The following is a 14,799-nucleotide window of genomic DNA, read 5'->3' as shown; positions in this document are numbered from 1 at the left end:
CTAAAATATCAATAATTTGATCATATAATACTATAAAAATAAGTTCATGAAAAATATAGCAGTTATCGGAGCAGGAACCATGGGAAATGGAATAGCCCATGTTTTTGCACAAACCGGATATCACGTTAATCTTATCGATATCTCTCAAGAGTCCCTGGATAGAGGTTTGGCAACCATCGGTAAAAATTTAGATCGCATGGTGGCCAAAGAACGTATTTCCGAAGGAGACAAAAAGGCAACTTTGGATAATATTAGTTCCTATACTACCATAAATGAAGGGGTACAGAACGTTGATCTTGTGGTAGAAGCAGCGACAGAAAACCTTGATTTGAAATTAAGGATCTTTAAAGAAATTGATGAAGTCAGTGGTCCGGATACGATCTTGGCGACCAATACCTCTTCGATCTCCATCACGCAAATTGCTGCTGTGACCCAGCGTCCGGAAAAAGTAATCGGCATGCATTTTATGAATCCGGTGCCCATTATGAAATTGGTAGAAATCATCCGTGGTTATAATACATCGGATGAGGTTACAAAGAGCATCATGGAATTGTCCAAAGCCTTGGGTAAAACTCCCACAGAAGTGAATGATTATCCAGGTTTTGTGGCAAATAGAATTCTAATGCCTATGATCAATGAAGCCATTGAAACCCTTTACAATGGCGTTGCCGGGGTCACCGAAATAGATACGGTAATGAAATTGGGAATGGCGCATCCTATGGGACCTTTACAATTAGCAGATTTCATAGGCTTGGATGTGTGCCTATCTATCTTAAATGTTCTGTACGATGGTTTCAAAAACCCAAAATATGCCCCTTGTCCCCTACTGGTAAATATGGTCATGGCAGGTAAAAAAGGGGTAAAATCGGGAGAAGGGTTCTATGATTATAGCAGCTCCCGAAAAGCAGAAGTTGTTGCAGCACAGTTTCAATAATCATATTTTATGGCCATCATAAAACCTTTTAAAGCCATTAGACCGTCTAAGGATAAGGTTGCCTCGGTGGCCTCGCGGTCGTATCAGGAATATTCCAAGAAAGAATTGAAGGCACAACTTCGTTTTAATCCTTTTTCTTTTCTGCATATCATAAACCCTGGTTTTAAATTTGCCAAAAAAGTATCGGGGCCTGAACGCTTTAAACTAGTCTATAACCGCTATTTGGAATTTCTTGAAGACGATATTTTAGTAAAGGATACTCAAGCGAGCTTGTACCTTTATAAAATTGAAAAAGGAAATTTTAGTTGTTCCGGGATTTTTTGTGGTACCAGTGCGGAAGACTATGAAAATGATGTGATAAAAAAACACGAGGCCACTTTACAGGCAAGGGAGGCGCTATTTGCAAACTATCTGGAAAGTGTTCACTTTAACGCAGAACCGGTATTAATGACCTATCCGGATAATGCCGACATTGCTGCCATTATTGCCGCAGAAAAAAAGAATAGTCCGGAGTATTTTTTCACGACAACAGATAAAGTAACCCATTCTTTATGGGTTATCTCTGATGAAAAAAAAATTGCCGATCTTCGGGCTGCTTTTCATAACATTCCGGCCCTTTATATTGCAGATGGGCATCACAGGAGCGCATCTTCCATGTTATTGGCTCGTACGAACAGTACAAAAAACCCAAATCATACAGGAAAAGAAGCCTATAACTTCTTCATGAGTTACCTTATACCAGAATCGGAAATTCGCATTTATGAATTCAATCGGATGGTCCGGGATTTAAATGGACTTACCAAAGAGGAATTTCTAATTCGTTTGGATGCCTATTTTCGAATAGAAAATAAGGGTCATGTACTGTACAAACCTTCTAAAAAGCATCATTTCAGTATGTATCTGGATGGGGAATTTTACTCCCTTTATCTCAGAAAAAGAATCTATGAATTTACAGATGCTTTAAGTGCATTGGATACGCAAATTTTATTTAAAACAGTTTTAGAGCCCATTCTGGGCATTACGGATTTGCGAAATGACAAGCGTATTCAATATGGCTATGGCAAACACAATGTCATACAAATGAAAGAGGATGTTGATGAGAGTAAATTCGCGGTAGGTTTTGGTTTGGTTCCCTTAAATATGGAAGAAATTAAAGCTGTAGCTGATGAAGGCCTTGTAATGCCTCCTAAAAGTACCTATATAGAACCGAAGTTAAGAAGTGGCTTAACCATATATGAATTGTAATCCATAGATAGTTCATCAAAAAAATTGAAGATCAATATTTTATGTCCATAGCAGAAAATCTTTCGGCCATTAAAGCCAAACTACCAGAGACGGTTACCTTGGTTGCCGTATCCAAAACCAAACCCATTGCAGCTATTGAAGAAGCTTATGCGGCCGGCCAACGTATTTTTGGAGAAAACAAGGTTCAGGAAATGACGCAGAAATGGCAGGTATTGCCCAATGACATTGAGTGGCATATGATTGGACATGTACAGCGGAACAAGGTAAAATACATGGCAGAATTTGTTTCCTTGATCCATGGGGTAGATAGTCTTCGCCTCCTTGTAGAAATCAATAAGCAAGCCGCAAAGCACCAGCGGATCATAGATTGCCTCCTACAAGTGCATATTGCAGAAGAGGAAACTAAATTTGGATTTGACCGTACTGAAATCAATTCCTTAATAAATTCTCCCGAATTTACACAATTACAACACATTCGTATCGTTGGATTAATGGGCATGGCAACGTTTACGGAGAATACGGAACAGGTTCGCAAAGAATTTTCACAGCTTAGTGACATCTATGGGGAAATACAGAAAGTGCTTCCCGAAGTCTCCGTGCTTTCCATGGGAATGAGCGGCGATTATCCACTGGCCATTGCCGAAGGAAGTACTATGGTGCGCATTGGAAGTAGTATCTTTGGTGCCAGAAATACGCATTAAGTGGGCGCGAATGCCTAAAAATAAAGTTATTGCATGTACACTATATTGGATATAGAGACCACAGGAGGAAAATACAATGAAGAAGGAATTACGGAAATTGCTATCCATAAATTCGATGGACATGGTGTTGTGGATACTTTTATAAGCCTTGTAAATCCTGAGAAAGAAATACAACCCTTTGTGGTAAATCTTACCGGGATCAACAATAAAATGTTACGCACGGCCCCAAAATTCCATGAAGTAGCCAAAAGAATTGTGGAAATTACCCAAGATACGGTTATTGTAGCCCATAATGCACAATTTGATTATCGCATTTTACGAACGGAATTTCGTAGGTTGGGCTATAACTTTGAGCGAAAAACACTATGTACTGTAGATCTCTCCAAAAAACTAATTCCCGAAGCTCCATCGCATAGTTTGGGCAAATTGGTACGGTCCTTGGGAATTCCCGTAAGCGATCGTCACAGAGCCAATGGAGATGCCTTGGCTACATTACAATTGTTTAAATTGTTGCTTTCCAAAGATTCTGAAAAAGTAATCATTCAAGATGTTATTAAAGAAGCATCCTTAGGGGAGCTTTCTCCCAGGCAATTGGATATTGTAGAAAAGCTGCCCTCTGAAGTTGGGGTGTACTATATGCACAATAAAGAAGGGGAAATCATTTTATTGGGCAAAAGCAACAATATTAAGAAACGGGTCAACCAACATTTTACCAAAAGTGGTGATCAGGCAAGAAAACTTCAAAAAACAACAAAGGCAGTGACCTTTGAAAAGACAGGCAGTGAACTTGCTGCGCTTCTCAAGGAAAATGAGGAATTATCTAGAAATCGTCCTAAATTCAACCCTCCAAGAAAGGGAAAGTTGTTTAGCTATATTCTTATTCCCAAAGAAAATGAACATGGATATCTTAGCTTGCATATCCAAAAATTGGTGCCGGGAATAAGATGGGTCCAAAGCTTTAGCAGTATTCATGCCGCCAAGAATTTTCTCTATAAGATCAATACGGAATTTAACTTATGTGATAAACTCAATGGGTTGTCCGAAGCGAGAAAAAATTGTTCCAAATATGATGAGGGTACATGTTTTGGAGCCTGTTTGAACAAAGAAGATCGTGAGCAATACAACGAACGTGTAGAAGCGGCCCTGAAAAAATATAGTCTTTCGGGCAAAAGTTTGGTCATTTTGGACAAAGGCCGTGAAATAGGGGAACACAGTGCTTTTTTAATTAAAAATGGTGTTTTTCAAGGCTTTGGTTATTGTCAATTGAATCATCAAATAAATAATATTCATATCTTAGAATCCATAATCACTCCTATGAAAGGAAGTGCCAATACAAATCATATCATTGAAACTTACCTCAGAAAGCGGAAAGTTTTTAAAATTATGGAACTACAGCTTTAGTTTTTTGAAAGAAGAAAAGCCACATATCGGTTGGAAGGGCAAACTCCATGAAGTTATTTACGAGGCGGATACGCCTATGGGGAAATGGTTCGATATTATTTTATTCATCCTTATTATTATCAGTGTTATTCTAGTAATGCTGGAAAGTGTAAAGGAAATCGATCTAAAATATCATGACATTCTTTTTAGTCTGGAGTGGGTAATCACCATCTTTTTTACGATCGAGTATATTGCCAGAATCATCAGTATTAAAAAACCTTCCAAATATATTTTTAGTACCTATGGGCTCATTGATTTTTTCTCTACGATACCCCTGTACATTTCGTATATATTTGCTGGTTCCCAAGTATTATTGGCTGTACGGGCCTTGCGTCTCTTGAGGGTCTTCCGTATTCTAAAATTGGTGCAATTCCTGGGAGAGGCTTCCCAGTTGAAAAGAGCGCTTAAAGCCAGTAGAACTAAAATCGCGGTCTTTATCTATGCCGTACTCATTTTATCTGTTATCATGGGTACCATCATGTATTTGGTAGAAGATGATGCCGCTGGCTTTACCAGTATTCCAAGAAGTATTTATTGGGCCATTGTTACACTCACTACCGTGGGATATGGGGATATTGCCCCACAAACCAGTTTAGGGCAACTTATCGCCACGATAGTTATGATATTGGGTTATGGTATTATTGCTGTACCAACCGGAATAGTCACTGCGGAGTTTTCCAAACAAGGAAAAGATCATAAAATCCATTTAAATACCCAATCCTGTCCAAGTTGTTCGGTAGAGAATCACCAAGATGGTGCCGTTCATTGTTTTAAATGTGGAAGTCAATTATAATGGATAATACCCTAATTTCTATTGTAGGTCCTACAGCCATAGGAAAAACTGCCTTGTCCATCGCCTTAGCACAGCACTATCGTACAGAAATCATATCTGCCGACTCTAGGCAATTTTACAAAGAAATGCGTATCGGCACAGCCGTTCCCTCTACTAGTGAACTGGCATCGGCACCGCATCATTTCATTCAACATAAAAGCATAGAAGAAGCCTATTCTGTTGGTGATTTTGAAAAAGAAGCCATTGCCCTTCTCGAAAAAAAATTTCAGGAACACCAGCTATTGATTATGGTTGGGGGAAGTGGCCTATATGTGGATGCTGTGGTAAAGGGCTTGGATGAATTTCCAAGCGTTCCAGCCAAAGTGAGGACTTCTCTAAACACTTTACTTGAAAAAGAAGGTATTGCGGCACTACAGCAAAGACTCAAAGTGTTGGACCCTGAGTATTACAAGAGTGTAGATTTGGGAAACCCCCACCGACTCATACGGGCGTTGGAAGTTTGTATTGCAAGTAATAAACCGTATTCTTCCTTCCGAAAAAAGGAAAAAAAGAATCGGTCGTTCCACACGATAACTATTGGCTTGACGGCAGAAAGGCCTATTATTTATGATCGTGTCAACCAAAGAGTGGATATCATGATGGATCAGGGCCTATTGCATGAAGCGGAATCTTTAAGAAATCACCGCCATCTAAATGCGTTGCAAACCGTTGGCTATAAGGAATTGTTTGCCTATTTTGATAAAATATATGACTTGGAAACCGCTATTGGGGAAATCAAAAAAAATACCAGACGATTTTCAAAAAGGCAAATGACCTGGTTTAAAAAAAATGAGGATACCATCTGGATCGATTATCAAACCGATGTTTCCGCTGCTATTGCTAAAATTGAACAACAGTTAACCTCTTAAATTTAATGAGATGCGTCCTACAAACTTATTTTTCGTGATGGGTGTTTCAGGTTGTGGCAAATCAACCGTTGGATCGGCTCTTGCCGAGAAATTGAGTATCCCTTTCTTTGATGGCGACGACTATCATCCCCAAGCCAATATCGATAAAATGAAACAAGGAACTCCTTTAAATGATGATGATCGCCATGGTTGGTTGGTACAATTGAACAAATTGGCCAAAGAACACCTATCTACAGGAGCCGTGATCGCTTGTTCTGCGTTAAAGGAAGCATATCGGGTCTTGTTGCAAAAAGACATCGAGGACCATATTGTATTTGTTTTTCTGGAAGGTAGTTTTGACGAAATCATGCAGCGCATGCAGTCCAGAAAGAATCATTTTATGCCAGCACAACTTCTAAAATCTCAATTTGATACCTTGGAAATTCCAAAAAACGCCTTACGAATTTCCATAGCTAAAACACCTGAAGAAATTGTCTCAATAATTACAGGCAAAACGGCATAAAACCTCTTCTTTTGGGGAGCCCTTTACACAGTTTTAATTTTATGTAAATAAAACTGTTCAAAAACGTAACAAAAACCATATTGATGCGTCTTATATAATGACTTATTAATTAATAACATAACACCCTAAAAATGAAGAAAGTATATTTTTTAGCTGCTTCACTTATTGCGTTTTCCAGCTGTAAGGAGGAAGCTAAAACAGAAACTGTAACGGAAGAAATTCCAGGTATTGTTCTAGAGAACATGGATACCAGTGTAAGTCCTAAAAACGATTTCTACAATTACGTCAATGGCAGCTGGATGCAAAACACAGAGATTCCCAGTGATAGAACTACTTGGGGAGGCTTTTCCGTACTTCGTAAATCTACAGATAACGACGTGCTTAAGATACTTGCCCTAGCCAAAGAGGGAGGCAAGTATAGTCCGGAGACCGATCAAGCTAAGGCTTTGGCTATTTTTGACACTAAAATGGATACGACGGCTAGAAATGCCGCAGGAATTACACCATTACAATCTGCTTTTCTGGCTATCTCAGGAATTAACAACCTAAACGACTTGCAGACCGTACTTGCTACGAACCCAGCCGTCTCATCGCCCTTCATCAATATTGGTGCAGGAGCCGATTTAAATAACAGTGCCATGAATGCCGTGTATTTGGGCGCCAATGGTTTAGGATTACCTGATCGTGATTTTTATTTAGAGCAGGATGACAAGTCCAAGGAGATTCGGGAAGAGTATAAGAAACATATTAGCCGAATGCTACAGTTATTAGGCGATAGCGAGAGTGATGCCCAAGCTGCAGCTGTAAAAATACTGGCCATGGAAACCGCTCTTGCAGAACCACGATTGAATAAAGTAGAAAGCCGGGATGCCCGAAACTTTAATAACCCAAGAAGTATTGCCGAAGCGGATGCTTTACTTTCCAATGTTGATGTTAAAAAACTGATCAGCGATTTGGGAATCACTAAAAAGTTCGATACACTTATTGTAACACAATTACGATATACCAAAGCACTTAATGCTTTCTTGAAAAATACGAGTATTGAAGATATTAAAACGTTGGTACGCTGGGATACGTTCAATAGTGCCACTGGTTTGTTGACCACTGATATTGAAACGGCCAACTGGGAGTTCTACAGCAAATATTTAAGAGGTGCCCAAAAACAGCGTCCAGCGGATGAACGTGCTTTAGCCACGGTTAATGGTACCGTAGGTGAAGCTTTGGGGCAATTGTATGTAGATGCCAAGTTTCCACCAGAAGCAAAGGCAAAAGCTGAAAAAATGATTGCCAATGTTATTGATGCCTTTAAAGATCGTATTACCAATTTAGATTGGATGAGCGCAGAAACAAAGACCAAGGCTATTGAAAAACTGGACAAGTTTACCGTAAAAATTGCCTATCCAAACAAATGGGAAGATTACTCCACTTTAGCAGTTTCTGCAGACAAGTCCTATTTTGAGAATATGACCGCTGTTGGAAAATGGGGGCAATTAAAAAATTATGCTGATATCGGAGAACCTGTTGACAAAACACGCTGGGGAATGTCCCCTCAAACGGTGAACGCTTATTTCAATCCATTAAACAATGAGATTGTATTCCCAGCAGCTATCTTACAGCCTCCTTTCTACAATTACACAGCAGATGAAGCAGTAAACTATGGAGGTATCGGTGCTGTAATAGGACATGAGATTTCCCATGCTTTTGATGACAGTGGAGCTCGCTTTGATTCTGACGGAAACTTAAAAAATTGGTGGACTCCAGAAGATTTGGCCGCCTTTACCGAAAGAGGAAATGCTTTAGCTGCCCAATATGATGGTGTTGAAGTTTTAGATAGCGTTTATGTAAACGGAAAATTCACCTTAGGGGAAAATATTGGAGATCTTGGTGGTGTTCTTGGCGCCTATGATGGACTTCAGAAGTATTTTAAGGAAAATGGACGCCCGGATGATATTGATGGTTTTACGGCGGAACAACGTTTCTTTATGTCATGGGCTACGGTATGGAGAACAAAAAGTAGAGATGAAGCTTTGCGTACCCAGATTAAGACAGACCCTCATTCTCCTGGTAAAGTAAGAGCAATACAACCGCTACTTAATATTCAAGCATTCTATGATGCATTTGACATTAAAGAAGGTGATGAAATGTACTTAGCTCCTGAAAAGCGAGTGCATATCTGGTAGTATTTTTCTAAGAAAATGTATAAAAGGCTTTCCTAGGAAAGCCTTTTTTTATGGTGTTAATCGTTTATTAAGCGATAACGAGGGCCGTTCCCTACTTACGCCCTGGGCATAAAAAAAACCCATTCAATAGTTATTGAATGGGTTCCATCGTATTATATTTTAAAAGAATTTCGTTATTCCGTTTTGATGACCAATCTAAATCCTTCTCCGTGGATATTCAAAATCTCCACCATTTCGTCGCGTTTAAGATACTTTCTCAATTTCGCAATATATACATCCATACTTCTGGATGTAAAGTAATTGTCATCCCTCCATATTTTGGTCAAGGCCAATTCTCTCGGCATCAAATCATTTTCATGCAAGGCCAAAAGACGTAGCAACTCATTTTCTTTGGGAGATAATTTTATAGCCTCTTCATCTTCATACTTTAAGAATCGTAGCTTAGAGTTTAAATGAAAGCCTCCAATATTAAACTCAAATTGTTTGCTGTCCGCAAGGGTGTTAGATGCTTTTCGCTGTAGAATTGCCTTTAATTTCATCAGTAGCACTTCTGAATCGAACGGCTTGTTCAGGTAATCATCGGCACCCGCCTTATACCCTTTTAAAACATCCTCTTTCATGGTTTTTGCCGTAAGAAAAACAATAGGTACGTGTTCGTTTTTTTCCCGGATTTCCCTTGCTAGGGTAAATCCATCTTTATAAGGCATCATGACATCCAAGATACAGACATCATAATTGTCTTTTTTAAATTTTTCAAAACCTTCCATACCATTTTTGGCCAAAACGACATCAAAATCATTCATGGATAAATAGTCTTTAAGAACTATTCCAAAATTAGGATCGTCTTCGACCAAAAGTATTTTCTTATTCGTTGTTTCCATAATTTTTCTTTTATATTAAAGGCAATTTTATATAAAATGTGCTACCCTTGTCTTTTTCACTTTCTGCGTATACTTCCCCCTGATGATCTTCCACAATTTTTTTGACATATGCCAGTCCTAAACCATGTCCTTTTACATTATGTATATCTCCAGTATGTTCTCTATAGAACTTTTCAAAAACTTTCTTTAAGACCGCCTTGCTCATTCCTGCACCTTGGTCTTGTATTTTTATGATAATATAATTCTTTGTTACCTCTGTATAAATATCAATTTTAGGAGCTTCCGTTGAATATTTCACGGCATTATCCAAGATATTTACAATAACATTGGTAAAATGCATTTCATTGGCCAATACATCACATCGGAAGGCATCCAAATGTGGTTTAACATACCCCCCTTTATCTGCTACGATCAATTCGACATGCGTAATGGCATCACCAATTATGTCGTGTACATTTACCCTATCCTTACTGATATCCAATTGGTTTTTCTCCAGCTTGGAAATTCGCAATACATTTTCTACTTGAGCATGCATACGCTTGTTCTCATCGCGTATCATTTGCAAGTATCGCTTTACTTTATCTACGTCTTCTATGACCTTTGGGTTTCGTATGGCTTCCACCGCAAGATTTATCGTCGCTATCGGTGTCTTGAATTCATGGGTCATATTATTGATGAAATCTGACTTTATTTCCGATATCTGTTTTTGTTTTATCAGCTGATAAATTGCTCCGGCATACGCGATTACGATAACCAAAGTGAACAATAATGATAGGATGGCCATGGTAAGGATAGATTGCCATAAAAATTTCTTCTTTTTAGGGAAGGACATTAATAAGGAAAAATCTGTAAGACCTTCACTATCTTTAAAAATAGGAGCTCTGTACATGGCAGACTTTGAAAACTTAAATCGTTTTGATTTTACCTTTGTTGGCAATCCACGACTATACACCCCAAATTCATATTCAATATTCATTCTTCTGTTTTCCAGTTCTCTGGATAGCAGAAATTGAATCTCCTCTGCTGTCACCCTCTTATGGATAGGTACTAGCTTGGCATTTTCCCTGAAACTAACGTCAAATTGAACTTTCTCTATCTCTTTTAACCCTCCGATTTTCACTTGCTTCTCTAGAGGAGTGAGTACATTTTCAGAGCCGTCCAACTCAAAATCTTTCTTAAAGATGGCCTTGGTTCGTTTACTGGTATAATTTGTTATTGGTGTCGTCGTCGTATCCGAACTCAGACCATTGTCAAAGAACATAGATGGTATATTGTATTCTTCTTCCAAAATACCATGTGAATAAAAAAGTATTTCCTCCGAATTAATATCCCTGTCAATAAAAAATATATTGTTGAAATTAGAACCCTTCAGTTCTCCAATACTATCTTTTAACTTCAAAAATCTATCGGAATAATCATGGATTTCCCTACTCTCGATCTTGTCAGAAACTTTATTAAGTATTTCGGACACTACATTCGAAAATTGTTCTTCCTTATCGTCTACCGATCTCTTGATCCAATAGCCTTGAACAAAAATGATTCCTATCAGGGATAGGCTCATTAATACTACTAGAAGGACAAATAGCTTCTTATTCATTTTAGGGTAAAATTAGAAATTTAACATTTAGCGGATTATACGTTTAACCTAACCTTAACAAAAATGTTAAAATTTTGGGTCAAGCGGTTTGCTTTTGTAGATAATCGTGCAGTTTTCTTACATCGGATCGGGTCTTATCGATATCAATATTCTCAATTTCAAAATGGGAAAGCGCTCTTTTTTTAACATCATCCCACTGATTCCTCATCCGAGCCAAAACCTCGGTCCTGGAATTTTTATCGCGATCCAATACACGAGCCAAACGCAACTCTTCTGGAGCAGTCACCAAAATAATGGCATCGTAACGGTCCTGGGAGCCATTCTCAAAGATAATGGCTGTCTCTTGAATAACATATGGGGAACTCTGTTCCCGGGCCCACTGTGTGAAATGTTCGGCTACGGCCGGATGCACAAGAGCATTGAGCTTTTTTAACAATACTTCATTATTAAAAATGGCATTGGCAATAAAGGGCTTATTTAATTCTTCATACTCATAAGCTTGATCTCCCAGTAATTTTTTTATCTCCTTCTTCAATTGTTCGGAAGTACGCATCAACTGTTTGGCTTCTTTATCCGAATTGTAAACGGGGACACCCAAGGCTTCAAACATCCTGGCCACTGTGGTTTTTCCACTCCCTATACCTCCTGTAAGTCCAACAATCATCATTCTCTCTTTAATATATATTCTACCTCCGTCTCCATAAGTTTTACACTGTAGGCATAAGGCGGTTTTTTTAATAATCGCAACCGCAATGTTTTTGACGGATTTTCCCTTACGACGGCATAATCCGCAACCAGTTTAAAATCGTTTTCACTCAATCCTTTCAATTGTCCCACATCGGCCTTGCAAATTACCGTGACGACATTGGGAAAAGTCCTTACTTCTGCCCCTTCCGGGATATTGGTTACTTCTACCGGTATTTCAAGCGCTTTTTCCGAAAACTTCGCCACTTTTCCAGAAACTTCTACCACAGTCGATGAAAACTTTGTGTACTGCAAGGCTGTAGGTCTTTGGATTTTTAAAGTATTGGAAAAATCAGTCGTCCGTTCCGATAAGAGCAGTTCCTCCGTTTTCAACCGATCAATTTTTGCAATCTCATGCCTAGGCCCGGTAACGGTAATCACCTTTGGTGTTACTTCCAATACTCCATTGAGCAAATGATTTTGGGCAAAAGTAACCTCCACTTCCGGATCGACCTCCACTTCCTTGCTAAACACCTTATAAAAATCAAAAAAAATGGTATCCCGTGCCATTTGTATGAGTTCTATGGACTTTGGCAACTGTTTTTCTATATGTCCCCCATAATGGTTTTGAAGCAAGAAATACGTTCCTCTCTTGTATTGAAGCGCACTCAGGTCTGCATCGACTATTTTGGGTGCAAAATTAAAAGACAAAAATTGAAACCCACTGGCTTTTAGTTTCACTGCAATTTCCTCTTGGGAGGCTTTTGTTAGTAACAGACTATCCGGAGCATTGATGTAATTTACCTTAAATACGGTATTGTGCACATAGGATTCCGATAAATTACTAATGAACCAGGAAAAAAAAGAACATAGGAAAAAGATTAAAAAAACCTTTACTTTTCTTCGACTCAGTCCTTTTTTTATTTTCTTTATCAAATTGTAGAATTGGTTTTAAAAAACAATTTTGGAAATAACACTTCCGCTTTCTTTTTACTAAAGTTAATCAAGATTGTTGATTTTAAAAAACCCAGGCCATATCCCGCGAATTGAATAATGGCCGCCCATACGGCATAGCTCCCGATTTGAACACTTTTATTTTTAATCCAAGCATCACAGAATAATACCAAAAAATACAACACATAGGCCATCAAAGGAATCGTATAACCCCAATTCCATAATCCCATCCACCACCCCAATGGGAATAGCAATAAGGCGATAATAGCTCCCAAGAAAAACAAAGAAGGAAACCAATAGGTAAATTTAGCGGTTTGAGGATGCCATGAATTGAGTATTGGGCGTACCAAGCCAAATTTATGTACCTGTACAAAGAACTTGCTCCAATCTATTCTACGCTTATGAAAAACATAAGCATGGGGTATTAATTTGGTAGCAAAACCTTTATTCCAAATGCGAATGGTTAAATCTGGATCTTCTCCCGGATGAATATTCCCAAAACCTTGGGTTGCCTCAAAAGCTTTCTTGGAAATCCCCATATTAAAACTTCTAGGTTGAAATTTTCCAACGGCTTTTTTATTTCCGCGAATTCCTCCGGTAGTCAAAAAAGAAGTCATGCTGTAATTGATGGCTTTCTGTATGTTTGAAAAAGAGGAATGTGCTGCATCCGGACCTCCGAAACAATCTACATACTCCTCTTTTAAAGCCTGTGCCACAGCACTTAAATACGCCGGTGGCAGGATACAGTCCGAATCCAAAACAATAAAATAATTTCCTTGGGCTCGCGACATTCCGTAATTTCTAGAATGCCCAGGACCAGTGTTGGGTTTTTGGAGATAGGTAATGGACAAGGTTTTTTCAAATGCCGCCACAACCTGTTCCGAACTTTGCGTGGACCCATCCTCAACGATCACAATTTCAAAAGGGTCTTGATAGGTCTGTTTGGAGATACTGTCCAATAACTCCTGCACTTCATCTGGCCTATTGTATACTGGTATGATAAAAGAAAAATACAGCTCCATATCTAGATTCTCAAAACCATAGGCCCGTTAAAAAGATGTGGTCAGTACTAATGAATCATCGTATTCCCAACCACATCTTCCTTAATTTAATCTTATTTTTCCGTAAAGTAATCAATAACTTCCTGACTTACGCCAGTATTGGAAAAACCACCATCATGGAATAAATTTTGCATCGTCACTTTTCTGGTAAGATCAGAAAAGAGTGTCACCGTATAATCTGCACAATCCTGTGCCGTGGCATTGCCCAAGGGCGACATTTTCTCTGCATAAGAGATAAATCCGTCAAAACCTTTTACCCCTTGTCCTGCAGTAGTTGGCGTTGGTGATTGTGAAATAGTGTTGACCCGTACTTGTTTTTCTTTCCCATAAAAGTATCCAAAACTTCGGGCTACGGACTCTAGATACGCTTTATTATCGGCCATATCGTTATAGTCCGGAAAAGAACGTTGCGCCGCCATATAGGTTAGTGCTACAATACTCCCCCAGGCATTCATGGCATCGGCCTTGTACAAGCTCTGCATTACTTTGTGAAAAGACAATGCCGAAACATCCCATCCTTTTGCGGTGAAATCATATTTTTCGTCGGTATATGCTCTTCCTTTACGAACATTTACAGACATGCCTATAGAATGCAAAACAAAGTCTAGCTTCCCCCCTAAAATCTCCATGGATTTGGATACCAAATTGGCCAAATCTTCTTCATTGGTAGCATCTGCAGGGACAATTTCAGACCCCGTTTGCTCGGCTAAGGTTCGTATTTGCCCCATCCGCATTGCAATAGGTGCATTTGTCAATACAAAGGTACCCCCTTCTTCATGAACTTTCTCGGCGGTTTTCCACGCTATGGAGTTCTCGTCCAGCGCTCCAAAAATAATTCCTCGTTTTCCTTTCAGTAAGTTATATGCCATTTGATCTTTAATTTCTTGTTTTAGATTGTTGCCAAAGATATTTAAAAAAG

General features: G+C 38.9%; 14 protein-coding genes. 8 read left to right on the top strand and 6 right to left on the bottom strand.

Going from position 1 to position 14,799, the window contains the following annotated elements:
• Positions 1–46 precede the first annotated feature (46 nt).
• The 8 genes from ACEXOE_RS09650 (at position 47) to ACEXOE_RS09615 (ending at position 8,703) form a co-directional block, all read left to right on the top strand.
• On the top strand, positions 47–934 hold the full coding sequence (locus ACEXOE_RS09650) for a 3-hydroxyacyl-CoA dehydrogenase family protein (RefSeq protein WP_394748569.1): 888 nt from the start codon (positions 47–49) through the stop codon (positions 932–934).
• Between the two features lie 9 nt (positions 935–943).
• Positions 944–2,179 (top strand): DUF1015 domain-containing protein, encoded by a 1,236-nt coding sequence (locus ACEXOE_RS09645; protein WP_394748568.1) that lies wholly within the window; start codon positions 944–946, stop codon positions 2,177–2,179.
• A gap of 41 nt (positions 2,180–2,220) precedes the next feature.
• Complete coding sequence (locus tag ACEXOE_RS09640) at positions 2,221–2,880, top strand: YggS family pyridoxal phosphate-dependent enzyme (protein WP_394748567.1); 660 nt, start codon at positions 2,221–2,223, stop codon at positions 2,878–2,880.
• Between the two features lie 33 nt (positions 2,881–2,913).
• The gene (locus ACEXOE_RS09635; RefSeq protein ID WP_394748566.1) at positions 2,914–4,281 is read left to right on the top strand and encodes an exonuclease domain-containing protein; all 1,368 of its coding nucleotides are present in this window, start codon (positions 2,914–2,916) and stop codon (positions 4,279–4,281) included.
• Between the two features lie 4 nt (positions 4,282–4,285).
• A complete protein-coding gene (locus ACEXOE_RS09630; RefSeq protein WP_394749621.1) occupies positions 4,286–5,113 on the top strand; it encodes an ion transporter in 828 nt (275 codons plus the stop codon).
• Positions 5,113–6,021: a tRNA (adenosine(37)-N6)-dimethylallyltransferase MiaA gene (gene miaA, locus ACEXOE_RS09625; RefSeq protein ID WP_394748565.1), complete on the top strand. Its 909-nt coding sequence runs from the start codon at positions 5,113–5,115 to the stop codon at positions 6,019–6,021. Before ACEXOE_RS09630 ends, miaA begins: the two co-directional genes overlap by 1 nt.
• A 10-nt stretch (positions 6,022–6,031) precedes the next feature.
• A complete protein-coding gene (locus tag ACEXOE_RS09620; RefSeq protein ID WP_394748564.1) occupies positions 6,032–6,523 on the top strand; it encodes a gluconokinase in 492 nt (163 codons plus the stop codon).
• A gap of 131 nt (positions 6,524–6,654) precedes the next feature.
• Positions 6,655–8,703, top strand: coding sequence for a M13 family metallopeptidase (locus ACEXOE_RS09615; RefSeq protein ID WP_394748563.1), 2,049 nt, complete (start codon positions 6,655–6,657; stop codon positions 8,701–8,703).
• Between the two features lie 173 nt (positions 8,704–8,876).
• On the opposite strand, the gene ACEXOE_RS09610 is transcribed toward ACEXOE_RS09615, so the two are convergent.
• The 6 genes from ACEXOE_RS09610 to ACEXOE_RS09585 form a co-directional block, all read right to left on the bottom strand.
• Positions 8,877–9,584 carry a response regulator transcription factor gene (locus ACEXOE_RS09610; RefSeq protein WP_394748562.1) on the bottom strand — a complete coding sequence of 236 codons (708 nt, stop codon included), beginning with the start codon at positions 9,582–9,584 and terminating at the stop codon, positions 8,877–8,879.
• A gap of 10 nt (positions 9,585–9,594) precedes the next feature.
• Positions 9,595–11,181 (bottom strand): sensor histidine kinase, encoded by a 1,587-nt coding sequence (locus ACEXOE_RS09605; protein ID WP_394748561.1) that lies wholly within the window; start codon positions 11,179–11,181, stop codon positions 9,595–9,597.
• Positions 11,182–11,260: 79 nt separating this feature from the next.
• The gene (coaE, locus tag ACEXOE_RS09600) at positions 11,261–11,848 is read right to left on the bottom strand and encodes a dephospho-CoA kinase (RefSeq protein ID WP_394748560.1); all 588 of its coding nucleotides are present in this window, start codon (positions 11,846–11,848) and stop codon (positions 11,261–11,263) included.
• A complete protein-coding gene (locus tag ACEXOE_RS09595) occupies positions 11,845–12,801 on the bottom strand; it encodes a CdaR family protein (RefSeq protein WP_394748559.1) in 957 nt (318 codons plus the stop codon). The genes coaE and ACEXOE_RS09595 overlap by 4 nt, the downstream gene beginning before the upstream one ends.
• Entirely contained in the window at positions 12,798–13,841 is a 1,044-nt protein-coding gene (locus ACEXOE_RS09590; protein ID WP_394748558.1) for a glycosyltransferase, read from the bottom strand. Before ACEXOE_RS09590 ends, ACEXOE_RS09595 begins: the two co-directional genes overlap by 4 nt.
• A gap of 92 nt (positions 13,842–13,933) precedes the next feature.
• Entirely contained in the window at positions 13,934–14,749 is an 816-nt protein-coding gene (locus ACEXOE_RS09585; protein ID WP_394748557.1) for an enoyl-ACP reductase FabI, read from the bottom strand.
• Between the last annotated feature and the right edge of the window lie 50 nt (positions 14,750–14,799).

It is taken from the genome of Spongiimicrobium salis, from assembly GCF_043678055.1.
GTDB classification, from domain to species: Bacteria; Bacteroidota; Bacteroidia; order Flavobacteriales; family Flavobacteriaceae; genus Spongiimicrobium; species Spongiimicrobium salis.
This window is presented reverse-complemented; position numbering and strand designations above follow the sequence as displayed.